Here is a 20,905-nt window from a genome sequence, read left to right as displayed (position 1 = left end):
GGTCGGGCGAGGGTGAATCAGTATTCCCAGTACATCCGTTGCAGCTCTTTGCTGTCGTTGGTCTTGGTCAGTGCGACCATGGCCAGGATGCGGGCTTTTTGCGGGTTCAGGTCGTTAGCCACAACCCAGTCGTACTTATCGTCAGGCTGTTCGGCGTTACGCAGGACGAAACCACCGGCGTTGACGTGGGAAGAGCGAATGATTTGCACGCCGTCCTTGCGCAAGGCCTGCAGGGCAGGGACCACGCGGGATGAGACCGAGCCATTACCGGTGCCGGCATGGATGATGGCTTTGGCGCCTGATTGAGCCAGGGCTTTGTAGGCGGTGTCGCTGACATTGCCATAGGAGTAGGCAATTTCCACGTCAGGCAGGCTCTTGATGGTTTTGATGTCGAATTCCGAGTCCATGGTGTGGCGCTTGGCTGGCAGACGGAACCAGTAGGACTTGCCTTCGACCACCATCCCCAAAGGGCCCCAGGCGCTTTTGAACGCCTCGGTCTTGATGTTGATCATTTTGCTCACATCGCGACCCGACTGGATTTCATCGTTCATGGTCACCAGTACGCCTTTGCCGCGCGCGTCTTTGCTGCTGGCCACGGCGACGGCGTTGTACAGGTTCAGCATGCCGTCGGCCGACATGGCGGTGCCTGGGCGCATGGAGCCGACGACGATGATTGGCTTGTCGGTTTTTTCCACCAGGTTGAGGAAGTAAGCGGTTTCTTCCAGGGTGTCGGTGCCGTGGGTGATGACAATGCCATCGACGTCTTTGCTGTCGGCCAGTTCAGCCACCCGACGCCCCAGTTGCAGCAGGTTGTCGTTGGTGATGCTTTCGGACGCGATCTGCATGACTTGTTCGCCGCGAACGTTGGCCAATTGGCTCAGTTGCGGAACCCCTGCGATCAATTGTTCGATACCGACTTTCGCCGCTTGATAGGTGGCGCTGTTGGCGGCGCTGGCGCCCGCGCCGGCAATGGTGCCGCCGGTGGCCAGGATCACCACGTTCGCCAGTTTCTGTTGGGTTTCGGCTTCTTTTGCCTGAAGGGCGACAGGCAGAAGCATAAGCAGGGCCAAAGCGCCCGGAATAAAAGTGTTGAAGGCAGATTTCATTATTGTTTTCTCTTGTAGTGAGACGGTGCGGATGCAGGTTCATCTAGAAGCGCCCCAGGCAGATCTGAACGCCGGGGGTGGAGAGGAATAGCAGGATCTGTACCAGTCGGACGCTGGAGAAGGTGATCTTTTAACCTGATGATTTTTATCAATATTGTTGCCGTGGCTGGCGACACTTCGCGCCTGGCTGTCCGGGTTTCCGAATATGTTCAGCCTTTACGTTCGGCTCACCGACCTTCATTGAGAAGGTCGCCTTGCAAAATCGAAAATCGGTGCTAAAGAAAACCCCGCACAGGTCGATGCTCCTTTAAAGGATCTATTTTTTCAGGAGTTCACATGTCGTTTACTGTCGGTTTTGCAAATGCAGGCGCAATCACTATCGGGGGCAAATCCCCGGCGACCATCAGCGACTTGAGCGAGGCGACATCCGACGCCTCGGCCCAGGCGTTGGGCGAAGAGCAGGGCGACGACAATCAGGTCAGAACCGGTGGCGGCGCGGCGGCTCAGAGCGAAAGCAAATCCGAGAAAACCAGCAGTCAGAGTATTGCGGTGCAGGTATTGCTCAAGCGCATGCAGGAACTGCAGCAACAACTGCGCGAACAGCAGCAGCAACTGGCGGCCGCTCAGGCGGCGAATTATTCGACCCCGGAAGCCAAGGCCAGCGCAGTCATGACGATCCAGGGGCAAATCGCCGATACCAGCGCTGCACTGGCGCAAGTGACCGGCAATCTGGTCAAGGAACTGGCCAAGGATTCCAGCGGTGGCGGTCTGGTCAACACCACGGCGTGATAAAAAAACGGGTTGGTTTTTGCCAACGAAGACACAGAACAGGTCGTTGACAAATCTCGACAGGGTTCGCATAGTTCGGTCTACGCAAACGTTTGCGCGGTCGCCATCGATGGGTTGATCATTGATGAGCCAGCGCAAGCGTTGCTCAGAATAATCATAAGATCGGAGTGAACCCATGAAGTTGCCATTCGCTGGACGTCTTCTCGCTGTCGCTATGCTGGCTGCCGCATCCGCCGCGTTGCCTGTCTCTTCGGCATTCGCCGCAACCCCTGAAAAACCTAAAGTCGCGCTGGTCATGAAATCCTTGGCCAACGAGTTCTTCCTGACCATGGAAGACGGCGCCAAGGCCTACCAGAAAGACCACTCCGGCGACTTCGAGCTGATCTCCAACGGCATCAAGGACGAAACGGACACGGCCGGCCAGACGCGCATCGTCGAGCAAATGATCCTGTCCAAGGTCAACGCACTGGTCATCGCTCCGGCAGACTCCAAGGCCATGGTCCCGGTCATCAAGAAAGCAGTCGATGCCGGCATCACCGTGATCAACATCGATAACCAGCTGGACCCGGCCGTGGTCAAAAGCAAAAACATCACCGTTCCATTCGTAGGTCCGGACAACCGCAAAGGCGCGCGTCTGGTGGGTGAATACCTGGCCAAGGAACTGAAGGCCGGTGACGAAGTCGGCATCATCGAAGGCGTTTCCACCACCACCAATGCCCAGCAGCGCACTGCCGGCTTCAAGGATGCGATGGAAGCGGCGCAGATCAAGGTCGTGTCGCTGCAGTCCGGCGATTGGGAAATCGACAAGGGCGGCAAGGTGGCCTCGTCGATGCTCAGCGAATACCCGAACATCAAGGCATTGTTGGCTGGCAACGACAGCATGGCGGTCGGCGCGGTTTCCGCCGTACGTGCCGCAGGCAAGGCCGGCAAGGTGCAAGTGGTCGGTTATGACAACATCAATGCGATCAAGCCAATGCTCAAGGACGGTCGCGTCCTGGCCACCGCCGACCAGTTTGCTGCCCGGCAAGCGGTGTTCGGTATCGAGACCGCGTTGAAAATCATCAAAGGCGAGAAAGTCGATAGCGGCGCCAACGGCGTCATCGAAACTCCGGTAGAGCTGGTTACCAAGTAGTCTTTCTGGCGACACAACGGTGCTCGCCTCTTGGGGCGAGCACATGGAGAGTTTTTATGTCAGTTTCCGCCCCGAACGCTGTCCTCTCGGTCAGCGGTATCGGTAAGACCTACGCCCAACCTGTCCTGACCGGCATCGACCTGACGCTGATGCGCGGCGAAGTGCTGGCGCTGACTGGCGAGAATGGCGCCGGCAAAAGTACGCTGTCGAAAATCATTGGCGGACTGGTCACGCCGACCACCGGCCAGATGCAATTCCAGGGGCAGGATTACCGCCCCGGCAGCCGCAGCCAGGCCGAAGAGCTGGGCATCCGCATGGTCATGCAAGAACTCAATCTGTTACCGACGTTGTCTGTGGCGGAAAACCTGTTCCTCGACAACCTGCCCAGCCACGGCGGCTGGATCAGTCGCAAGCAATTGCGCCGGGCGGCGATCGAGGCCATGGCTCAGGTCGGCCTCGACGCCATCGACCCGGATACCCTGGTCGGCGAGCTGGGTATCGGCCACCAACAAATGGTGGAGATCGCCCGCAACCTGATTGGCGATTGCCACGTGTTGATCCTCGACGAGCCAACGGCAATGCTGACGGCCCGTGAAGTCGAAATGCTGTTCGAACAGATCACTCGCCTGCAGGCGCGCGGCGTGTCGATCATCTACATTTCCCACCGCCTCGAAGAGCTGGCACGGGTGGCCCAGCGCATCGCGGTATTGCGCGACGGTAACCTGGTCTGTGTCGAGCCGATGGCCAATTACAACAGCGAGCAACTGGTCACCCTGATGGTCGGCCGTGAGCTGGGCGAGCACATCGACATGGGCCCGCGCAATATCGGTGCTCCGGCCTTGACGGTCAAAGGGCTGACCCGTTCCGACAAGGTTCGCGATGTGTCCTTCGAAGTGCGCGCCGGCGAGATTTTCGGGATCTCCGGTTTGATCGGGGCAGGGCGCACCGAGTTGCTGCGCCTGATCTTCGGTGCCGATACGGCCGATAGCGGCACCGTCGCGCTGGGGTCGCCGGCTCAGGTGGTGAATATTCGTTCGCCGGCCGACGCGGTCGGTCATGGCATTGCGTTGATCACTGAAGATCGCAAGGGCGAAGGCCTGCTGCTGACGCAATCGATCAGCGCCAACATTGCCTTGGGCAATATGCCGGTGATTTCCAGCGGCGGCTTCGTCAACAACGGTGACGAGATGTCGCTGGCCCAGCGTCAGATCGACGCCATGCGCATTCGCAGCTCCAGCCCGACGCAATTGGTCTCGGAATTGTCCGGCGGCAATCAGCAGAAAGTGGTGATCGGCCGTTGGCTCGAACGCGACTGCACGGTGATGCTGTTCGACGAGCCGACCCGAGGCATCGACGTCGGCGCCAAGTTCGACATCTATACATTGCTCGGTGAGTTGACCCGTCAGGGCAAAGCACTGGTGGTGGTGTCCAGCGACCTGCGCGAACTGATGCTGATCTGCGATCGCATCGGCGTGCTGTCGGCAGGGCGTTTGATCGAGACCTTCGAGCGCGACAGCTGGACCCAGGATGATTTGCTTGCCGCCGCGTTCGCCGGCTACCAAAAACGTGATGCGTTGCTCAATGAAGCAGCGCCTAGGGATCTTCCATGAATACTGCAACTCTGGTCGGCAAACGTAGTGGCAATTTTTACGGCCTCGGCACTTACCTGGGCCTGGCCGGTGCCTTGCTGGCGATGGTCGCGCTGTTCTCTGTGTTGAGCAGCCATTTCCTGTCTTACGACACCTTCAGCACCCTGGCCAACCAGATTCCCGATCTGATGGTGCTGGCGGTGGGCATGACCTTCGTATTGATCATCGGCGGCATCGATTTGTCGGTGGGTTCGGTGCTGGCGCTGGCGGCGTCGACAGTCAGCGTGGCGATTCTCGGCTGGGGCTGGAGCGTGCTGCCGGCAGCGTTGCTGGGAATGGGCGCCGCGGCACTGGCGGGCACTATCACCGGTTCGATTACCGTGGCCTGGCGGATTCCGTCATTCATCGTGTCCCTCGGTGTGCTGGAAATGGCGCGGGGGCTGGCGTACCAGATGACCGGTTCGCGCACCGCCTATATCGGTGATGCCTTCGCCTGGCTGTCCAATCCGATCGCATTCGGCATCTCGCCATCGTTCATCATCGCCTTGCTGATTATCTTCATTGCGCAGGCTGTACTGACGCGTACGGTGTTCGGTCGTTACCTGATCGGCATCGGCACCAACGAGGAAGCGGTGCGTCTGGCGGGGATCAATCCGAAGCCCTACAAGATTCTGGTCTTCAGTCTGATGGGATTACTGGCCGGTATTGCTGCGCTGTTTCAGATTTCTCGCCTGGAAGCGGCGGACCCGAATGCCGGCTCCGGTCTGGAACTGCAAGTGATCGCCGCGGTGGTGATCGGCGGCACCAGCCTGATGGGCGGGCGCGGTTCGGTGATCAGCACGTTCTTCGGTGTACTGATCATCTCCGTGCTGGCGGCCGGTCTGGCGCAGATCGGCGCGACCGAGCCAACCAAACGCATCATCACCGGTGCGGTTATCGTGGTGGCGGTGGTGCTGGATACTTATCGCAGTCAGCGCGCAAGCCGGCGGACCTGAGTCATGGCAACCATCAAGGATGTAGCGGCACTTGCGGGTATTTCCTACACCACGGTTTCCCATGTGGTGAACAAGACGCGACCGGTCAGCGAGGAAGTGCGGGTCAAGGTCGAGGCGGCGATCAAAAGCCTCGACTATGTACCCAGCGCCGTGGCCCGCTCATTGAAAGCGAAAACCACCGCGACCATCGGCCTGCTGGTACCCAACAGCCTCAACCCGTACTTCGCCGAGCTGGCCCGTGGTATCGAGGATTACTGCGAGCGCAATGGCTATTGCGTCATTCTCTGCAATTCCGACGATAACCCGGACAAGCAGCGCAGCTATCTTCGCGTACTGCTGGAAAAACGCATCGACGGTTTGATCGTTGCCTCGGCCGGTGGTGACAGCGGTCTGGCTGAAGGCCTGACGGGCGTGCGTACGCCGATGGTGATCGTCGACCGTGACCTGGAAGGGGTCGATGCGGACCTGGTGCGCATCGATCACGAATATGGCGCCTATCTGGCGACCCGGCACCTGTTGGAGTTGGGGCATCGGGACATTGCCACGATAGGTGGGCCGGCGAGTACCAGCGTGGCGCAGATGCGTCTGGCCGGTTATTGCCGCGCCTTGAAGGAGGCGGGTGTCGAAGTGCCGCGCGAGCGCATGCTGGAAAGCGATTTCACCAGCACCGGCGGTTACAACGCCGCCGCGATCCTGCTGGAAAAGAACCCGCCCAGCGCGATCTTCGCCGGTAACGACATGATCGGCATCGGTGTGTTGCGCGCTGCTGCCGAGCGCAATATTCGTGTGCCCACCGAGCTGTCGGTGATCGGCTTCGACGATATCCAGATGAGCCGTTATGTCTATCCGGCGCTGACCACCGTAGGCCAGTCGATTCTGCAACTTGGCGAGATGGCGGCCGAGGTGCTGTTGCGCAGGATTGCGGCACCGGATCTGGCGACCGATCAGCGCATCGTGACGCCCAGTATTGTCCTGCGGGAATCGACGGCGCCGTTGGCGGGTGTGTTTGCCCAATACCGTTGAGCCGAAAGCATCGTTAGACAAAAAGCATCGCCGAAACAGAATTGATGAGTAGTGACGTATGCCAGCAAAAGTAGTGGTAATAGGCAGCCTGAACATGGACCTGGTGACCCGGGCGCCACGGCTGCCCCGTGGTGGTGAAACGCTGATCGGCAAATCGTTTGCCACGGTTTCGGGTGGCAAGGGCGCGAACCAGGCCGTGGCAGCGGCGCGGCTGGGAGCGCAGGTGTCGATGGTCGGCTGCGTGGGCAGCGACGCTTATGGCGAAGCGTTGCGCGGGGCGTTGTTGGCTGAGCAGATTGATTGCCGGGCGATCAGTACGGTCGAAGATTCCAGCGGTGTGGCGTTGATCGTGGTTGATGACAACAGTCAGAACGCGATCGTGATTGTTGCGGGTGCCAACGGTGCGTTGACCCCCGAAGTGGTCGACCGTTTCGACGGGGTGTTACAAGCGGCGGATGTCATCATCTGTCAGCTGGAAGTGCCGGATGCCACAGTCGGTCATGCTCTGAAGCGCGGACGTGAGCTGGGCAAGACCGTGATCCTCAATCCGGCGCCCGCCAGTCGCCCGCTGCCGGCGGATTGGTATGCGGCCATCGATTACCTGATTCCCAACGAAAGTGAAGCCTCGGCCCTGAGCGGTTTGCCAGTGGACTCCCTGAGCACCGCCGAAGCCGCCGCGACCCGTTTGATCGCCATGGGCGCCGGTAAAGTGATCATCACCCTTGGCGCTCAGGGATCACTGTTCGCCGACGGCGCACATTTCGAGCATTTCCCGGCGCCGAAAGTGAAGGCGGTCGATACCACCGCGGCCGGCGACACTTTCGTCGGTGGTTTCGCCGCAGCCCTGGCGACCGGTAAAAGCGAAGTCGAGGCGATTCGTTTCGGTCAGGTCGCCGCAGCGCTGTCGGTGACCCGGGCCGGCGCACAACCTTCGATTCCCACCTTGTCCGATGTACAGGCCTTTAAAGCACCATGAAAAAAACACCCTTGCTCAATATCGCGCTGTCACGGCTGATCGCATCCCTGGGTCATGGCGACATCGTTGTGATCGGCGATGCCGGCCTGCCGGTACCGCCCGGCGTCGAATTGATCGACCTGGCCTTGACCCACGGCATTCCGGACTTCATCAGTACCTTGAAGGTCGTGCTCAGCGAAATGCAGGTCGAAAGCCATGTACTGGCCCATGAAATTCTCGATAAAAAACCGTCGGCCTTAAGCGTGCTGGATGAACTGAATGCCGAAGGTGCGCTTGGCCGGCGCGAGCTGATCAGTCATGAACAATTCAAGGCGCTCAGCCGACAAGCGAGGGCGATTGTTCGTACAGGTGAATGTCAGCCGTACTGCAACATCGTTTTGGTGGCCGGCGTAACGTTCTAACTTCCCGTTCTTCCCACGCACAAGGAGTGCGCTATGCATCGCTATGCTCAGAAACTGCATCACCTGCTTCGGAGTCTGCTGCTTTTGTCCCTGATTACCGCAACAAGCGCCCAAGCGGCGGAAAAGATCGACTTGATCATCGACACCGACCCGGGTGCTGATGATGTGGTCGCTTTGCTGTTTGCCCTGGCATCGCCGGAAGAGCTGAACATTCGTGCGCTGACCACCGTCGCTGGCAACGTGCGTCTGGACAAGACCTCGCGTAATGCGCGTCTGGCCCGTGAATGGGCGGGGCGTGAGGAGGTGCCGGTGTACGCGGGCGCGCCGAAACCGCTGATGCGCACGCCGATCTATGCCGAGAACATCCATGGCAAGGAAGGCCTGTCCGGTGTCACCGTGCATGAGCCGAAGAAAGGCCTGGCCGAAGGCAATGCGGTCAATTACCTGATCGATACCCTGAAAGCCGCCAAGCCCCACAGCATCACCATCGCCATGCTCGGCCCGCAGACCAACCTGGCCCTGGCGCTGATCCAGGAACCTGAAATCGTTCAGGGCATCAAGGAAGTGGTGATAATGGGCGGTGCGCACTTCAATGGCGGCAACATCACCCCGGTGGCCGAATTCAATCTCTTCGCTGACCCGCAGGCTGCCGAAGTGGTGCTGAAAAGTGGTGTCAAGCTGACCTATCTGCCGCTGGATGTGACCCACAAGGTCCTCACCAGTGAAGCGCGCCTGCAGCAGATCGCCGCACTGGATAACAATGCCAGCAAACTGGTGGGCGATATTCTCAACGAATACGTCAAGGGCGACATGGAGCACTACGGCATTCCGGGTGGCCCGGTGCATGACGCCACAGTCATCGCTTACCTGCTCAAGCCAGAGCTGTTCACCGGGCGTTCGGTCAACGTAGTGGTTGATAGCCGCGAAGGGCCGACCTTTGGTCAGACCATCGTCGACTGGTATGACGGCCTGAAAGCACCGAAAAATGCCTTCTGGGTTGAAAATGGTGACGCTCAGGGCTTCTTCGACCTGCTGACCCAGCGCCTGGCTCGCTTGAAGTAAGTCATAGGCCCGCAGGTGCCAGCCTGCGGGTTTTTACATTCACTCGCTATCTGTCAGGCCCATATAATCGGCGGGGTATTTCTCGAGTATCTGGGCGATGAAGGTCTGGGCAGCTTGTGTCCCCAGTTCCTTGACCAGCAAATCGATGCCAATGATTGCCAACTCTTCCGGGCTGCCCGGGCTGTAAGAGCTGTGGCCCTGTGGCCACTTGATGGTGATGTTGGCGTCGATGCTTACGGTGGTCATGATGGCGCTCGTGAAATCGAGATGTCTGAGTGTCGAGTTAACCATTTTGCGAGACGTTTGGCACTCCGACTTAGGCATGAGGGGAGGGCTATGCGACACTTGGTCTTTGACGAATTTTCAAGGACCGTGCTGTGCAGATCGATTTGAACACTCCTGACGGCTTGACCTGCGAAGCGGTGCGTCAGCTACTGGCTTCTGCCAGCGACGATGAACACACCCAGCTGCGGGTCACCAAGGGCGGTATCGCCTACATTTCATCGGGCATTGTGGGCGGTACGGACATCGACGGGTTGCTGTTTCGCCTGGAGACCTGGGCCAAGGGTTCCGGTTATGTCGGATTGGTCGCGGCCAGCGACGAGGTCTGGGTCATGCAGATCTTCAATGCTCTGAAAGAGAACTGGCCGAATCCGCCGTTCGACTACATCGACGTCTATTGAGAGCTGTTCATATTCAGTCACGATTGAGGGATGAACGGTAAGAGGATGTTCAGGCAAACTCGCCGCTTGTCCGGACCGAGGGCAGGGCGATAGCGCCCGCCTTGAAACCAAACGCCAAAATGGTGGTCGCACGATCTCAGCTTAATTTATTGAAAAAAGGAGGCTTCATGCCTTGGAAGCTCGCGTCACTGGGTACTTTGTTGGCCGCCACGCTGCTGGCTGGTTGCAGCAGCACGTCCACCGAGTCGGCAACGGACCCTGTGGCGACCGACACCGGCCATAGCCGTTGTGAAGCAAAGGCTGCCGAATTCACCATTGGCAAAAAGGCTTCGCCCGAATTGCTGGAGCAGGCACGTACCCGCGCAGGCGCGCAGAATGCCCGGTTCCTCAAGCCCAACGACATGGTAACCCTGGAATACCGCTCCGATCGCCTGAACCTGAACACCGATAGCAATCTGGTGATCACCCGCGTCAACTGCGGCTGATTGCTTCAGGCTTTTGTTTCGCCCATAAAAAACCCCGTCACATGGACGGGGTTTTTTTAGTGCGCCAGAAAATTACTCTGGGCGAACTTGTGCAGCTTGCATACCCTTTTGGCCTTTCTCAGCCACGAAGGAAACGGTCTGGCCTTCTTTCAGGCTTTTGAAACCGTCGCTTTCGATAGCTTTGAAGTGTACGAACAGGTCGTCACCGCCACCTTGAGGAGTGATGAAGCCGAAGCCTTTTTCATCGTTGAACCATTTAACGGTGCCGGTTTGGCGATTAGACATGGTGTATCTCCAAGAAACATATATTTTCAGTAGTACTGTGCTGCTCAGGCCAACTGGGCACACCGGAGTATCATAGTCGAAATGTTCGCTTTGGGAGCCCCCCGGACGTGCTGTTTGCCCTACAGTCGCGTTCTCTTTGTTGCTCAGTGTGGCTGAAAGCCCCGTTTTAAAAGGCTTTCAGCCAAAAGTAAAGACAATAAAAAAAGCTGTAAAACCTGCATAAATCGTACGAAAAAGCTGAAATCCGTCACTTTTTATCAGCGTTGGGCCGAGTCAAAAGGACTTTTTCCTCACTTTTTCGCCGGTGGATTGGCCTTGCATTTGGCGATCTGGCCCAGTGCCTTCTGTTGCAGTTCCGGGCTGGCCTTGTTGTCCATCAACGATTGAATATCGCTGGCCGGGTAGGATTTGATCGCATCGGCTCCGCAAGCGCAGTGTGATTTGGCTGCCGCAGCTCCGATCTGTGGGGTTGCCGCTTCGGTGCACTGAGCCATGTACTTCTCGCGCTCACCCTTTGGCCAGTCGGCATGGGCCGCCAGCGGCAGCAACAGGACGATGGGCGCGACTACTGCGAATAAACGATTCAGACGCATGCTGAGATGCTCCTTTCGGGTCAATGTCTTTTATCTGATGGGGGATGCGGGGTTCAAGTTCAGCACTTTGGCATAAAAAAGCCTGATTTGCCCCGGCAGAAAACCTGGGTGCATCGATGACCGTTCATCTGTGCTAGCATGCCTGGCTCGGGCGTTAGCAGGCTCCGGATGACCTTCAGTCCCGGCAGCGGCAAATGCGCGAATAACCCTGATTTGAATCCCAGTCACTCTGGTTCGGTTTTCCGGTTGGCCGCAAGGCTCCTGCCGCTGTAAGGCAGGCGTTCGTTATTGAATGGCCTGGATCGGATCTTGTACTGGCTCATCCCAACCCACGTGACCTTTGGTAGGGGTCACCACTAGGAGAGGAGGCGCCATGCCAACTATTACTCTTCCCGACGGCAGTCAACGTTCATTCGATCACCCGGTTTCCGTAGCCGAAGTCGCCGCATCCATTGGTGCCGGTCTGGCCAAGGCCACCGTGGCCGGTAAAGTCGATGGCAAGCTGGTCGACGCCAGCGACATCATCAGCAGCGACGCTTCGTTGCAAATCATTACGCCAAAGGATGAAGAGGGGCTGGAGATCATTCGCCACTCTTGCGCCCACCTGGTTGGCCACGCAGTCAAGCAGCTGTACCCGACGGCCAAGATGGTCATCGGCCCGGTCATCGATGAAGGCTTCTATTACGACATCGCCTTCGAGCGTCCATTCACGCCGGACGACCTGGTCGCCATCGAACAGCGCATGCAGCAGCTGATCGAAAAAGATTACGACGTGATCAAGAAAGTCACTCCGCGCGCCGAAGTGATCGAAGTGTTCAAGGCCCGTGGCGAAGACTACAAGCTACGTCTGGTCGAAGACATGCCGAACGAGCAGGCCATGGGCCTGTACTATCACGAAGAATACGTCGACATGTGCCGTGGTCCGCACGTGCCGAACACGCGCTTCCTGAAATCCTTCAAGCTGACCAAGCTGTCCGGCGCCTACTGGCGTGGCGATGCCAAGAACGAGCAATTGCAGCGCGTTTACGGCACCGCATGGGCGGACAAGAAGCAGCTGGCGGCTTACATCCAGCGCATCGAAGAAGCTGAAAAGCGCGATCACCGCAAGATCGGCAAGCGTCTGGGCCTGTTCCACACCCAGGAAGAGTCACCGGGCATGGTGTTCTGGCACCCGAACGGCTGGACTCTGTACCAGGTGCTCGAGCAGTACATGCGCAAGGTTCAGCGCGACAACGGTTACCTGGAGATCAAGACTCCGCAAGTCGTTGACCGCAGCCTGTGGGAGAAATCCGGGCACTGGGCCAACTACGCCGACAACATGTTCACCACTCAGTCGGAAAACCGCGACTACGCCATCAAACCGATGAACTGCCCGTGCCACGTGCAGGTGTTCAATCAGGGCCTGAAAAGCTACCGCGAGCTGCCGATGCGTCTGGCCGAATTCGGTGCCTGCCACCGTAACGAGCCGTCGGGTGCGCTGCACGGCATCATGCGCGTTCGCGCCTTTACTCAGGACGATGCTCACATCTTCTGTACTGAAGAGCAGATGCAGGCCGAATCCGCCGCGTTCATCAAGCTGACCATGGACGTCTATGCCGACTTCGGCTTTAAAGAAGTCGAAATGAAACTGTCCACTCGTCCGGAAAAACGCGTCGGTTCCGACGAGCTGTGGGATCGCGCCGAAGCGGCATTGGCCGCAGCGCTTGATAGCGCGGGCCTGCCGTACGATCTGCAGCCGGGAGAGGGTGCGTTCTACGGTCCGAAGATCGAGTTCTCGCTGAAAGATTGCCTCGGCCGTGTCTGGCAGTGTGGTACCCTGCAGCTCGATTTTAACCTGCCTGTCCGTCTGGGAGCCGAATACGTCTCCGAAGACAACAGTCGCAAGCACCCGGTGATGTTGCACCGGGCGATCCTTGGCTCCTTCGAACGTTTCGTCGGGATCCTGATCGAGCACTACGAGGGAGCATTCCCTGCGTGGCTGGCGCCGACCCAGGCAGTGATCATGAACATCACTGACAAACAGGCCGATTTTGCCGCTCAGGTTGAAAAAACTCTCAACGAAAGCGGATTTCGTGCCAAGTCTGACTTGAGAAATGAAAAGATCGGCTTTAAAATCCGCGAGCATACTTTGCTCAAGGTTCCCTATCTCTTGGTTATCGGAGATCGGGAAGTCGAGATGCAGACTGTCGCTGTGCGTACTCGTGAAGGTGCTGACCTGGGCTCGATGCCCGTCGCCCAGTTCGCTGAGTTTCTCGCGCAAGCGGTTTCCCGGCGTGGTCGCCCAGATTCGGAGTAATTATTATTAAGCGTGAAATGAGACAAGATAAACGAGCTGCACCGAAAGCCCCGATCAACGAGAATATCTCGGCACGCGAGGTTCGGTTAATTGGGGCTGAAGGTGAACAGCTTGGGATTGTGTCAATTGAAGACGCGCTTCTTAAGGCTGAAGAGGCCAAACTGGATTTGGTGGAAATTTCCGCCGATGCAGTACCCCCTGTTTGCAAACTGATGGACTACGGCAAATCGATCTTCGAAAAGAAGAAGCAGATTGCCGCGGCCAAGAAAAACCAGAAGCAGATTCAGGTTAAAGAAATCAAGTTTCGTCCAGGGACGGAGGAAGGGGATTACCAGGTAAAACTGCGCAACCTGGTACGTTTCCTGAGTGACGGGGACAGGGCCAAGGTATCCTTGCGATTCCGCGGCCGTGAGATGGCCCACCAGGAGCTGGGGATGGAACTCCTCAAGCGAGTTGAAGGTGACTTGCTCGAGTACGGTTCGGTCGAACAGCATCCTAAGATGGAAGGACGCCAGCTGATCATGGTCATCGCCCCGAAAAAGAAGAAGTAATCAACAGGGCACGGCAGGCCTTCTGATTATGTTTATCAACTGAATGCGGAGTATCCGAACATGCCAAAAATGAAAACGAAAAGTGGTGCTGCTAAGCGGTTTTTGAAAACTGCTAACGGTATCAAGCACAAGCACGCTTTCAAGAGCCACATCCTGACTAAAATGTCGACCAAGCGTAAGCGTCAACTGCGCGGTAGCAGCTTGCTGCATCCGTCTGACGTGGCAAAAGTCGAGCGCATGCTGCGCCTTCGTTAATTTTAGTCAAGAATAGAGGAAGTAACTCATGGCTCGTGTAAAGCGTGGCGTCATTGCCCGTAAACGTCACAAAAAAATTCTGAAACTTGCTAAAGGCTACTACGGCGCTCGCTCGCGCGTATTCCGTGTTGCCAAGCAAGCGGTAATCAAGGCAGGCCAATACGCCTACCGTGACCGTCGTCAGAAAAAACGTCAGTTCCGCGCTCTGTGGATCGCTCGTATCAACGCTGGTGCACGTATCAACGGTCTGTCCTACAGCCGTTTCATCGCCGGCCTGAAAAAAGCGTCCATCGAGATCGACCGTAAGGTTCTGGCTGATCTGGCAGTGAACGAAAAAGCGGCGTTTGCTGCGATTGTCGAGAAAGCTAAAGCCACCTTGGCTTAAGTACCCCCGACAGTCACCCGGCCTCACCTCTGTGGGGCCAGGTGTTAAACGTCATAAATAGGGGAAGAGCCTTCAAGCTCTTCCCCTATTTTGTATCTGGAGTCTGTACATGGAAAACCTGGATGCGCTCGTCTCTCAAGCACTAGAGGCTGTGCAAAGCGCTGAAGATATCAATGCCCTGGAGCAAATCCGGGTTCACTACCTTGGCAAAAAGGGTGAATTGACTCAGGTGATGAAGACCCTGGGGAATTTGCCGGCAGAAGAGCGTCCGCAAGTCGGCGCGCTGATCAACGTTGCCAAGGAGCGTGTCACAGAGGTTCTCAATGCGCGCAAGGCATTGTTCGAGGAGGCCGATCTTGCGGCTAAGCTCGCCGCCGAATCCATTGACGTGACCCTGCCTGGCCGCGGCCAGACCTCAGGCGGTCTGCATCCGGTAACCCGGACTCTGGAACGTATCGAGCAGTTCTTCACCCACATCGGCTACGGCATCGCCGAAGGCCCCGAGGTCGAAGACGATTACCACAACTTTGAAGCGCTCAACATCCCAGGCCATCACCCGGCCCGGTCGATGCATGACACCTTCTATTTCAATGCCAACATGTTGCTGCGCACCCATACCTCGCCGGTACAGGTCCGCACCATGGAATCGAAACAGCCGCCGATCCGCATCGTCTGCCCAGGCCGTGTGTACCGCAGCGACTCCGATATCACCCACTCGCCGATGTTCCACCAGGTCGAAGGCCTGCTGGTCGACCGCGATATCAACTTCGCCGACCTGAAAGGCACTATCGAAGAGTTCCTGCGCGTGTTCTTCGAAAAAGAACTGGCCGTGCGTTTCCGCCCTTCGTATTTCCCGTTCACCGAGCCATCCGCTGAAGTCGACATGGAATGCGTGATGTGCAGCGGTAAAGGCTGCCGGGTCTGCAAGCAGACTGGCTGGCTGGAAGTCATGGGCTGCGGCATGGTTCACCCGAACGTGCTGCGTATGTCCGGGATCGACCCGGAAGAGTTTTCGGGCTTTGCCTTCGGCATGGGCGTTGAGCGTCTGGCCATGCTGCGTTACGGCGTGAACGACTTGCGTCTGTTCTTCGACAACGACTTGCGGTTCCTCGCGCAATTTCGCTAGTCGTAACGAATTCTTAGGAGAGCAGGATGAAATTCAGTGAACAATGGCTGCGTGGTTGGGTAAGCCCGCAGGTAAGTCGCGACGAGCTGGTTGCTCGTCTGTCGATGGCCGGTCTTGAGGTCGATAGCGTTACGCCGGCCGCCGGTGAATTCAGTGGCGTGGTGGTGGGCGAGGTGCTGAGCACCGAGCAACACCCGGACGCCGACAAGCTGCGTGTGTGCCAGGTCAGCAATGGCGCGGAAACCTACCAGGTGGTATGCGGTGCGCCAAATGTGCGCCCGGGCCTGAAGATCCCGTTCGCTATGATCGGTGCCGAACTGCCGGGCGACTTCAAAATCAAGAAAGCCAAGCTGCGTGGTGTTGAGTCCAACGGCATGCTGTGCTCTCAGGCCGAGCTGCAAATTGGTGAAGGCAACGACGGCCTGATGGAATTGCCGGTCGATGCGCCGGTCGGTCAGGACATTCGTGAATACCTGAACCTGGACGACGCGAGCATCGAGGTCGACCTGACCCCTAACCGCGGCGACTGCCTGTCCCTGGCCGGTCTGGCCCGCGAAGTCGGTGCGCTTTACGCCGCCCCGGTGGTGCGCCCGGCAATTGCCAGCGTTCCTGCCGTGCACGACGAAGTGCGTTCGATCGAAGTGCTGGCGCCAAACGCTTGCCCGCGTTACCTGGGTCGTGTGATCCGTAACGTTGACCTGTCCAAGCCTACGCCACTGTGGATGGTTGAGCGCCTGCGTCGCGCCGACGTGCGCAGCATCGACGCCGCCGTCGACATCACCAACTACGTGATGCTGGAACTGGGCCAACCGCTGCACGCATTCGATCTCGCCGAAATCAATGGCGGCATCCGCGTGCGCATGGCCGAAGAAGGCGAGAAGCTGGTGCTGCTCGATGGCCAGGAAGTCAGCCTGCGTAGCGATACGCTGGTGATTGCCGACCACACCCGCGCATTGGCAATCGCTGGCGTCATGGGGGGCGAGCACAGCGGCGTCAACACCGCGACCACACGCGATGTATTCCTGGAAAGCGCGTTCTTCGACCAGATTGCCGTCGCTGGCAAGGCCCGTTCCTACGGCCTGCACACCGACGCTTCGCACCGCTACGAGCGTGGCGTGGACTGGAAGCTGGCCCGTGAAGCCATGGAGCGCGCCACCGGCCTGCTGCTGGAGATCACCGGCGGTGAAGCTGGCCCGATCGTCGAAACCGTCAGCGAGCAGCACCTGCCATCGATCGCACCGATCACCCTGCGTGCCCAACGCATCACCCAGATGCTGGGCATGGAAATGGATTCGGCCGAAGTCGAGCGTCTGCTCAGCGCCTTGGGTCTGACCATTTCTGCCGATGGGGCAGGGCAGTGGCGCGTTGAAGTGCCAAGCTTCCGTTTCGATATCAGCCTGGAAGTCGACCTGATCGAAGAGCTGGCCCGTCTGTACGGTTACAACCGTCTGCCGGTTCGCTACCCGCAAGCCCGTCTGGCGCCGCAAGCCAAGGCTGAAGCGCGTAGCGAACTGCCTGAGCTGCGTCGTCTGCTGGTGGCCCGTGGTTATCAGGAAGCGATTACCTACAGCTTCATCGATCCGAAACAATTCGAGTTGTTTAATCCGGGTGTCGAGCCGCTGCTGCTGGCCAACCCGATTTCCAACGACATGGCTGCCATGCGTTCGTCCCTGTGGCCTGGTTTGGTCAAGGCGCTTCAGCACAACCTGAACCGTCAGCAGGATCGCGTCCGCCTGTTCGAAAGCGGCCTGCGTTTCGTCGGTCAGCTGGAAGGCCTGAAGCAAGAGCCGATGCTGGCCGGTGTGGTATGCGGTAGCCGTCTGCCGGAAGGCTGGGCACAAGGTCGCGATGTCGTGGATTTCTTCGATGTCAAAGCCGATGTGGAAGCGGTGTTGGGCTTCGCCGGTGCACTGGGCGCGTTCACGTTCGTGCCGGGCAAACACCCTGCGTTGCACCCGGGTCAAACCGCGCGCATCGAGCGTGATGGTCGCTTGGTCGGCTATGTTGGTGCTATCCACCCTGAATTGTCGAAAACCCTCGGTCTCGACCGTCCGGTCTTCGTATTCGAGCTGGTTCTGGCCGAAGTGGCCTTGGGCAAAATGCCTAAATTCCAGGAGTTATCGCGTTTTCCTGAAGTGCGTCGTGACCTTGCGCTTCTGGCGGACAAAGACGTTGCGGCCGCTGCCGTACTGGACGTAATCCGTGAAAATGCAGGCGAATGGCTGACGGACCTCAGGCTATTTGACGTGTATCAGGGTAAAGGCATTGATCCTCATAGAAAAAGCCTTGCAGTTGGCTTGACCTGGCAGCATCCATCGCGCACTCTTAATGACGATGAGGTGAATTCCACGACGCAAGACATCCTCACCTCGCTCGAACAAAGGTTGAACGCCACGTTAAGGAAGTGACGTATGGGGGCTTTGACGAAAGCTGAGATGGCGGAACGTCTGTACGAAGAGTTGGGCCTGAACAAGCGGGAGGCCAAGGAATTGGTCGAACTGTTTTTCGAAGAAATCAGGCACGCGCTTGAAGACAACGAACAAGTCAAATTGTCCGGTTTCGGCAATTTCGACCTTCGGGACAAACGCCAGCGGCCTGGCCGCAATCCGAAAACGGGAGAAGAAATCCCGATCACGGCTCGCCGTGTGGTCACCTTTCGTCCAGGGCAGAAGTTGAAGGCCCGAGTTGAGGCTTATGCTGGAACCAAGTCATAACGACGAACTACCCGTCATCCCGGGCAAACGCTACTTCACCATCGGTGAAGTCAGCGAGCTGTGTGCGGTAAAACCACATGTGCTGCGCTACTGGGAGCAGGAGTTTCCTCAACTCAACCCCGTCAAACGCCGCGGAAACCGCCGGTATTATCAGCGCCAGGACGTGCTGATGATCCGGCAGATCCGCGCGCTTCTTTACGATCAGGGGTTCACCATCGGCGGCGCACGCTTGCGTTTGTCCGGCGATGAAGCCAAAGACGACACCACCCAATACAAACAAATGATCCGCCAGATGATCGCCGAGCTGGAAGATGTTCTGGTGGTACTCAAGAAATAAATTCCTGCTTTTAAATACTTCCAGTTTTCAAAAGCTTGCGATATATTCTTGAGCGTTCCTCGAGAAGAGGAACAGAGTCAACGCCTAGTCGGGGCGTAGCGCAGTCCGGTAGCGCACTAGCATGGGGTGCTAGGGGTCGAGTGTTCGAATCACTCCGTCCCGACCATATTTATCAATGACTTAGGCCAATGTTCACAGCATTGGTCTTTTTCATGTGCGTGACATTTGCGTGACTCCTCTATTTTTCACGCCTGTTTCCTCTTCAAGATTGTCAGGACCGGTCCACGCGAATCGGTTGCTGATACCATGTTCGCAGCTTCAATCAGATGCCCGAGCTCAGCGCCCGAGTAGTGGCTGGTGATGCTGCCGTTCTTGTGGCCCAGAAGTGCCTTGCGGTCTTCCTCGGTGACGCCTGCTGCGCGTAGCCGACGGCCAAATGTGTGTTTGAGGTCGTGGATCCTTATGGATGCATAACCTGGGTGAGCGGGGCGAAGGTTTTCCTCCTGCCAGAGTTTCGCCGCTCTCACCCGCGCCTTCTTCCAGGCCGAATCGTTCATCCGGTGCATCGCGGTGCCGTTGTAAGGGAAAACCCACTCCTTACTCAGGCCGCGCTGCTTCTCAATGATCGACTTCGCCACGCTGTTGAGCACAACCAGTCGCTCATCACCGTTCTTCACCCCAGACCGTTCGTGTCTGCCGCCAAAATCAGCCGGGATCAGAAATACGCTGGTCCCGAGCTCCGGCACCGAAATCTCCCAATCCCATCTCAGCTTGCAGACTTCCTGCTCCCGCGTGCCGGTGTTCACCTTGAACAGCGCCATCGTTTGCAGATGGGCTGGCAACTCCCCAAAAAGAATCGACTGCTCCGGCCATGACATCGGGTAGGGCTTGCGGCTTGACTTCTTCTCTTCCAGCTTTGTGAGCATCGGCACGTTGTCCAGCCATGGCCTACGCTCATCGTCTCGCCACTTCCTGGCACATAACGACAAAACCCGAACCACACGCTCGATCGAGATATTCACCGTCCGGTTGCTGACACCTTTCTTTACCTTGCCATTCTCAAGCCTCTTGGTCGCCAACCTGTCTTTGATGAAGGGCAGCAGCGCCTGATCATCAATGTGGGTCAGCGGCACGTCACCTATGAATGGGTCCAGCTGAGCAAGGTGATGCGCCGAAAGCTTGATTGACGGCTGGTCCTTGAACTCCAGCAGGAAGCGAGTCGCCGCCTCCCGCCAGATCCTGACCTTCTTTACGCCATACACCTTCTGTTGTCGGATCTGCTCTAGCCTGAAGATCAGGTAGCGCTCTGCTTCTTCCCGGTCACCAGTTCCAGTGCTTTCGTAAAGTCGTTCTCCGTTGATTTTCTTGTCGATATGCCAGATACCTTTCCTTTGGGAGAGGCCTGTGATCGATTTTCGCGCCATGATTTATCTCCTTTCTGGCGCTCGCTGCGGGGCAATTGTTGCTCCGGGGCGCGGTTTTTATCAATGGACTTGGCTTCGACGTATGCCGAGGCCCAGTCGTCCAACTCCTTCCGGTCGAACCCGACACCGCGCTCGCCGATGGGAAATTCGTGGACGTGCGGTCGAACCTCGGCGTCAAACACTGCGCGACACATGCCCAGGTACGCTGGCGCCTGCTTGGCCCGGATGAAGCGGGGGAGCAATGCGAGCTCGGCATTCATACCTTCCTCCAGGTAGCAGCCGACACCCGCGCCCAGCGCTCGGTCGTGACGATGATGAAGTTGCGGATACCAGTCAGGACCGGGTGCATCTCGCCGTCGAACTCGACGAATTGACCGGTCTTGCGGTGCTCAGGCTGGCGGTCGATAACATCGAGCAGCTTGCCGACGGCGCCGTCTGGTCTGCGTTCGTGCACATCAATGCTGGACATGGCGCTCTGCCTCAATTCGTCTTTGGATGCCTGTCCGGTAACTCTCAGGCCGTTCTGCTGCGGTACGCTGGATGTTCGCGATGACCCGCTCGACGCCGCCGAATATCGGGTCTACCAAACGACCGGCCTCGATCAACTGATCAGCCAGGTTCCAGCCTTCTCTTTCTTCAATGCGAGACATAGGGATGCTCCGGCCGCGCGGGGCGGCAAGCAGGGTTGCGGGGAGTGG

The 20,905-nt window shown here is 57.9% G+C and carries 26 protein-coding genes and 1 tRNA gene; 19 read left to right on the top strand and 8 right to left on the bottom strand.

Annotated features, from left to right (window positions below):
* Positions 1–17: 17 nt before the first annotated feature.
* The gene (locus PSH64_RS20985; protein WP_305478526.1) at positions 18–1,106 is read right to left on the bottom strand and encodes an asparaginase; all 1,089 of its coding nucleotides are present in this window, start codon (positions 1,104–1,106) and stop codon (positions 18–20) included.
* A gap of 336 nt (positions 1,107–1,442) precedes the next feature.
* On the opposite strand from PSH64_RS20985, the gene PSH64_RS20980 reads away from it, so the two are divergent.
* The 8 genes from PSH64_RS20980 (at position 1,443) to PSH64_RS20945 (ending at position 9,073) form a co-directional block, all read left to right on the top strand.
* Complete coding sequence (locus tag PSH64_RS20980) at positions 1,443–1,895, top strand: hypothetical protein (protein WP_305478525.1); 453 nt, start codon at positions 1,443–1,445, stop codon at positions 1,893–1,895.
* A 175-nt stretch (positions 1,896–2,070) separates the two neighbouring features.
* On the top strand, positions 2,071–3,027 hold the full coding sequence (locus PSH64_RS20975) for a sugar ABC transporter substrate-binding protein (RefSeq protein ID WP_007940218.1): 957 nt from the start codon (positions 2,071–2,073) through the stop codon (positions 3,025–3,027).
* Positions 3,028–3,083: 56 nt separating this feature from the next.
* Positions 3,084–4,637, top strand: coding sequence for a sugar ABC transporter ATP-binding protein (locus PSH64_RS20970; protein WP_105347682.1), 1,554 nt, complete (start codon positions 3,084–3,086; stop codon positions 4,635–4,637).
* A complete protein-coding gene (locus PSH64_RS20965) occupies positions 4,634–5,611 on the top strand; it encodes an ABC transporter permease (protein ID WP_007940220.1) in 978 nt (325 codons plus the stop codon). Before PSH64_RS20970 ends, PSH64_RS20965 begins: the two co-directional genes overlap by 4 nt.
* 3 nt (positions 5,612–5,614) lie before the next feature.
* Positions 5,615–6,634, top strand: coding sequence for a LacI family DNA-binding transcriptional regulator (locus PSH64_RS20960; RefSeq protein WP_105347684.1), 1,020 nt, complete (start codon positions 5,615–5,617; stop codon positions 6,632–6,634).
* Positions 6,635–6,692: 58 nt separating this feature from the next.
* Positions 6,693–7,610, top strand: coding sequence for a ribokinase (rbsK, locus tag PSH64_RS20955; protein WP_305478524.1), 918 nt, complete (start codon positions 6,693–6,695; stop codon positions 7,608–7,610).
* Entirely contained in the window at positions 7,607–8,011 is a 405-nt protein-coding gene (gene rbsD / locus PSH64_RS20950) for a D-ribose pyranase (RefSeq protein ID WP_305478523.1), read from the top strand. Before rbsK ends, rbsD begins: the two co-directional genes overlap by 4 nt.
* Before the next feature lie 33 nt (positions 8,012–8,044).
* The gene (locus PSH64_RS20945) at positions 8,045–9,073 is read left to right on the top strand and encodes a nucleoside hydrolase (protein ID WP_105347687.1); all 1,029 of its coding nucleotides are present in this window, start codon (positions 8,045–8,047) and stop codon (positions 9,071–9,073) included.
* A gap of 39 nt (positions 9,074–9,112) precedes the next feature.
* Here the strand turns inward: PSH64_RS20945 and PSH64_RS20940 are convergent, their stop codons facing one another.
* A complete protein-coding gene (locus tag PSH64_RS20940) occupies positions 9,113–9,319 on the bottom strand; it encodes a hypothetical protein (protein ID WP_007905889.1) in 207 nt (68 codons plus the stop codon).
* A gap of 131 nt (positions 9,320–9,450) precedes the next feature.
* Between PSH64_RS20940 and PSH64_RS20935 the strand changes: the two genes are divergently transcribed.
* Both PSH64_RS20935 and PSH64_RS20930 read left to right on the top strand, forming a co-directional pair.
* Positions 9,451–9,756 (top strand): hypothetical protein, encoded by a 306-nt coding sequence (locus tag PSH64_RS20935; RefSeq protein ID WP_305478522.1) that lies wholly within the window; start codon positions 9,451–9,453, stop codon positions 9,754–9,756.
* Between the two features lie 167 nt (positions 9,757–9,923).
* Positions 9,924–10,241 (top strand): I78 family peptidase inhibitor, encoded by a 318-nt coding sequence (locus PSH64_RS20930; RefSeq protein ID WP_305478521.1) that lies wholly within the window; start codon positions 9,924–9,926, stop codon positions 10,239–10,241.
* Positions 10,242–10,313: 72 nt separating this feature from the next.
* Here the strand turns inward: PSH64_RS20930 and PSH64_RS20925 are convergent, their stop codons facing one another.
* Entirely contained in the window at positions 10,314–10,526 is a 213-nt protein-coding gene (locus tag PSH64_RS20925) for a cold-shock protein (protein ID WP_003179963.1), read from the bottom strand.
* Between the two features lie 290 nt (positions 10,527–10,816).
* Entirely contained in the window at positions 10,817–11,119 is a 303-nt protein-coding gene (locus tag PSH64_RS20920) for a hypothetical protein (protein ID WP_105347693.1), read from the bottom strand.
* A 373-nt stretch (positions 11,120–11,492) separates the two neighbouring features.
* Between PSH64_RS20920 and thrS the strand changes: the two genes are divergently transcribed.
* The 9 genes from thrS to PSH64_RS20875 all read left to right on the top strand — a co-directional run bounded on the left by thrS (position 11,493) and on the right by PSH64_RS20875 (position 18,949).
* The gene (gene thrS / locus PSH64_RS20915; protein WP_305478519.1) at positions 11,493–13,415 is read left to right on the top strand and encodes a threonine--tRNA ligase; all 1,923 of its coding nucleotides are present in this window, start codon (positions 11,493–11,495) and stop codon (positions 13,413–13,415) included.
* A complete protein-coding gene (gene infC / locus PSH64_RS20910; RefSeq protein ID WP_172435341.1) occupies positions 13,415–13,966 on the top strand; it encodes a translation initiation factor IF-3 in 552 nt (183 codons plus the stop codon). The genes thrS and infC overlap by 1 nt, the downstream gene beginning before the upstream one ends.
* Positions 13,967–14,026: 60 nt before the next feature.
* A complete protein-coding gene (gene rpmI, locus PSH64_RS20905) occupies positions 14,027–14,221 on the top strand; it encodes a 50S ribosomal protein L35 (RefSeq protein WP_002553160.1) in 195 nt (64 codons plus the stop codon).
* Between the two features lie 28 nt (positions 14,222–14,249).
* A complete protein-coding gene (rplT, locus tag PSH64_RS20900) occupies positions 14,250–14,606 on the top strand; it encodes a 50S ribosomal protein L20 (RefSeq protein ID WP_007905879.1) in 357 nt (118 codons plus the stop codon).
* Positions 14,607–14,715: 109 nt separating this feature from the next.
* Positions 14,716–15,732 carry a phenylalanine--tRNA ligase subunit alpha gene (gene pheS / locus PSH64_RS20895; RefSeq protein ID WP_007940232.1) on the top strand — a complete coding sequence of 339 codons (1,017 nt, stop codon included), beginning with the start codon at positions 14,716–14,718 and terminating at the stop codon, positions 15,730–15,732.
* A 26-nt stretch (positions 15,733–15,758) separates the two neighbouring features.
* Positions 15,759–18,140, top strand: coding sequence for a phenylalanine--tRNA ligase subunit beta (pheT, locus tag PSH64_RS20890; protein ID WP_305478517.1), 2,382 nt, complete (start codon positions 15,759–15,761; stop codon positions 18,138–18,140).
* A 3-nt stretch (positions 18,141–18,143) separates the two neighbouring features.
* Positions 18,144–18,446 carry an integration host factor subunit alpha gene (gene ihfA / locus PSH64_RS20885; protein WP_002553164.1) on the top strand — a complete coding sequence of 101 codons (303 nt, stop codon included), beginning with the start codon at positions 18,144–18,146 and terminating at the stop codon, positions 18,444–18,446.
* Complete coding sequence (locus tag PSH64_RS20880; protein ID WP_003179985.1) at positions 18,427–18,783, top strand: MerR family transcriptional regulator; 357 nt, start codon at positions 18,427–18,429, stop codon at positions 18,781–18,783. Before ihfA ends, PSH64_RS20880 begins: the two co-directional genes overlap by 20 nt.
* 89 nt (positions 18,784–18,872) lie before the next feature.
* Positions 18,873–18,949 (top strand) — tRNA-Pro (locus tag PSH64_RS20875).
* A gap of 79 nt (positions 18,950–19,028) precedes the next feature.
* Here the strand turns inward: PSH64_RS20875 and PSH64_RS20870 are convergent.
* Genes PSH64_RS20870 through PSH64_RS20855 form a run of 4 tightly spaced genes read right to left on the bottom strand, consistent with a single transcriptional unit; the run spans position 19,029 to position 20,857 of the window.
* A complete protein-coding gene (locus PSH64_RS20870; RefSeq protein ID WP_305481194.1) occupies positions 19,029–20,192 on the bottom strand; it encodes a tyrosine-type recombinase/integrase in 1,164 nt (387 codons plus the stop codon).
* Positions 20,078–20,467, bottom strand: coding sequence for an AlpA family transcriptional regulator (locus tag PSH64_RS20865; RefSeq protein WP_305409697.1), 390 nt, complete (start codon positions 20,465–20,467; stop codon positions 20,078–20,080). Before PSH64_RS20865 ends, PSH64_RS20870 begins: the two co-directional genes overlap by 115 nt.
* Positions 20,464–20,676: a hypothetical protein gene (locus tag PSH64_RS20860; RefSeq protein ID WP_305478516.1), complete on the bottom strand. Its 213-nt coding sequence runs from the start codon at positions 20,674–20,676 to the stop codon at positions 20,464–20,466. The genes PSH64_RS20865 and PSH64_RS20860 overlap by 4 nt, the downstream gene beginning before the upstream one ends.
* A complete protein-coding gene (locus PSH64_RS20855) occupies positions 20,663–20,857 on the bottom strand; it encodes a hypothetical protein (protein WP_305409695.1) in 195 nt (64 codons plus the stop codon). Before PSH64_RS20855 ends, PSH64_RS20860 begins: the two co-directional genes overlap by 14 nt.
* Positions 20,858–20,905 lie beyond the last annotated feature (48 nt).

This window comes from Pseudomonas sp. FP1742 (assembly GCF_030687145.1).
GTDB classification, from domain to species: Bacteria; Pseudomonadota; Gammaproteobacteria; order Pseudomonadales; family Pseudomonadaceae; genus Aquipseudomonas; species Aquipseudomonas frederiksbergensis_D.
The sequence above is the reverse complement of the archived record's forward strand: the minus strand, read 5'-3'. Positions and strand labels throughout refer to the sequence as shown.

Coding starts and splice junctions, on each gene's coding strand:
- PSH64_RS20970 (WP_105347682.1), top strand. CDS start 3,084: ATGTCAGTTTCCGCCCCGAACGCTGTCCTCTCGGTCAGCGGTATCGGT.
- rpmI (WP_002553160.1), top strand. CDS start 14,027: ATGCCAAAAATGAAAACGAAAAGTGGTGCTGCTAAGCGGTTTTTGAAA.
- PSH64_RS20945 (WP_105347687.1), top strand. CDS start 8,045: ATGCATCGCTATGCTCAGAAACTGCATCACCTGCTTCGGAGTCTGCTG.
- PSH64_RS20980 (WP_305478525.1), top strand. CDS start 1,443: ATGTCGTTTACTGTCGGTTTTGCAAATGCAGGCGCAATCACTATCGGG.
- PSH64_RS20860 (WP_305478516.1), bottom strand. CDS start 20,676: ATGTCCAGCATTGATGTGCACGAACGCAGACCAGACGGCGCCGTCGGC.
- PSH64_RS20880 (WP_003179985.1), top strand. CDS start 18,427: ATGCTGGAACCAAGTCATAACGACGAACTACCCGTCATCCCGGGCAAA.
- PSH64_RS20965 (WP_007940220.1), top strand. CDS start 4,634: ATGAATACTGCAACTCTGGTCGGCAAACGTAGTGGCAATTTTTACGGC.
- PSH64_RS20985 (WP_305478526.1), bottom strand. CDS start 1,106: ATGAAATCTGCCTTCAACACTTTTATTCCGGGCGCTTTGGCCCTGCTT.
- ihfA (WP_002553164.1), top strand. CDS start 18,144: ATGGGGGCTTTGACGAAAGCTGAGATGGCGGAACGTCTGTACGAAGAG.
- rbsD (WP_305478523.1), top strand. CDS start 7,607: ATGAAAAAAACACCCTTGCTCAATATCGCGCTGTCACGGCTGATCGCA.
- PSH64_RS20925 (WP_003179963.1), bottom strand. CDS start 10,526: ATGTCTAATCGCCAAACCGGCACCGTTAAATGGTTCAACGATGAAAAA.
- PSH64_RS20865 (WP_305409697.1), bottom strand. CDS start 20,467: ATGAATGCCGAGCTCGCATTGCTCCCCCGCTTCATCCGGGCCAAGCAG.
- PSH64_RS20930 (WP_305478521.1), top strand. CDS start 9,924: ATGCCTTGGAAGCTCGCGTCACTGGGTACTTTGTTGGCCGCCACGCTG.
- rbsK (WP_305478524.1), top strand. CDS start 6,693: ATGCCAGCAAAAGTAGTGGTAATAGGCAGCCTGAACATGGACCTGGTG.
- PSH64_RS20920 (WP_105347693.1), bottom strand. CDS start 11,119: ATGCGTCTGAATCGTTTATTCGCAGTAGTCGCGCCCATCGTCCTGTTG.
- pheS (WP_007940232.1), top strand. CDS start 14,716: ATGGAAAACCTGGATGCGCTCGTCTCTCAAGCACTAGAGGCTGTGCAA.
- rplT (WP_007905879.1), top strand. CDS start 14,250: ATGGCTCGTGTAAAGCGTGGCGTCATTGCCCGTAAACGTCACAAAAAA.
- pheT (WP_305478517.1), top strand. CDS start 15,759: ATGAAATTCAGTGAACAATGGCTGCGTGGTTGGGTAAGCCCGCAGGTA.
- thrS (WP_305478519.1), top strand. CDS start 11,493: ATGCCAACTATTACTCTTCCCGACGGCAGTCAACGTTCATTCGATCAC.
- PSH64_RS20975 (WP_007940218.1), top strand. CDS start 2,071: ATGAAGTTGCCATTCGCTGGACGTCTTCTCGCTGTCGCTATGCTGGCT.
- PSH64_RS20960 (WP_105347684.1), top strand. CDS start 5,615: ATGGCAACCATCAAGGATGTAGCGGCACTTGCGGGTATTTCCTACACC.
- PSH64_RS20940 (WP_007905889.1), bottom strand. CDS start 9,319: ATGACCACCGTAAGCATCGACGCCAACATCACCATCAAGTGGCCACAG.
- PSH64_RS20855 (WP_305409695.1), bottom strand. CDS start 20,857: ATGTCTCGCATTGAAGAAAGAGAAGGCTGGAACCTGGCTGATCAGTTG.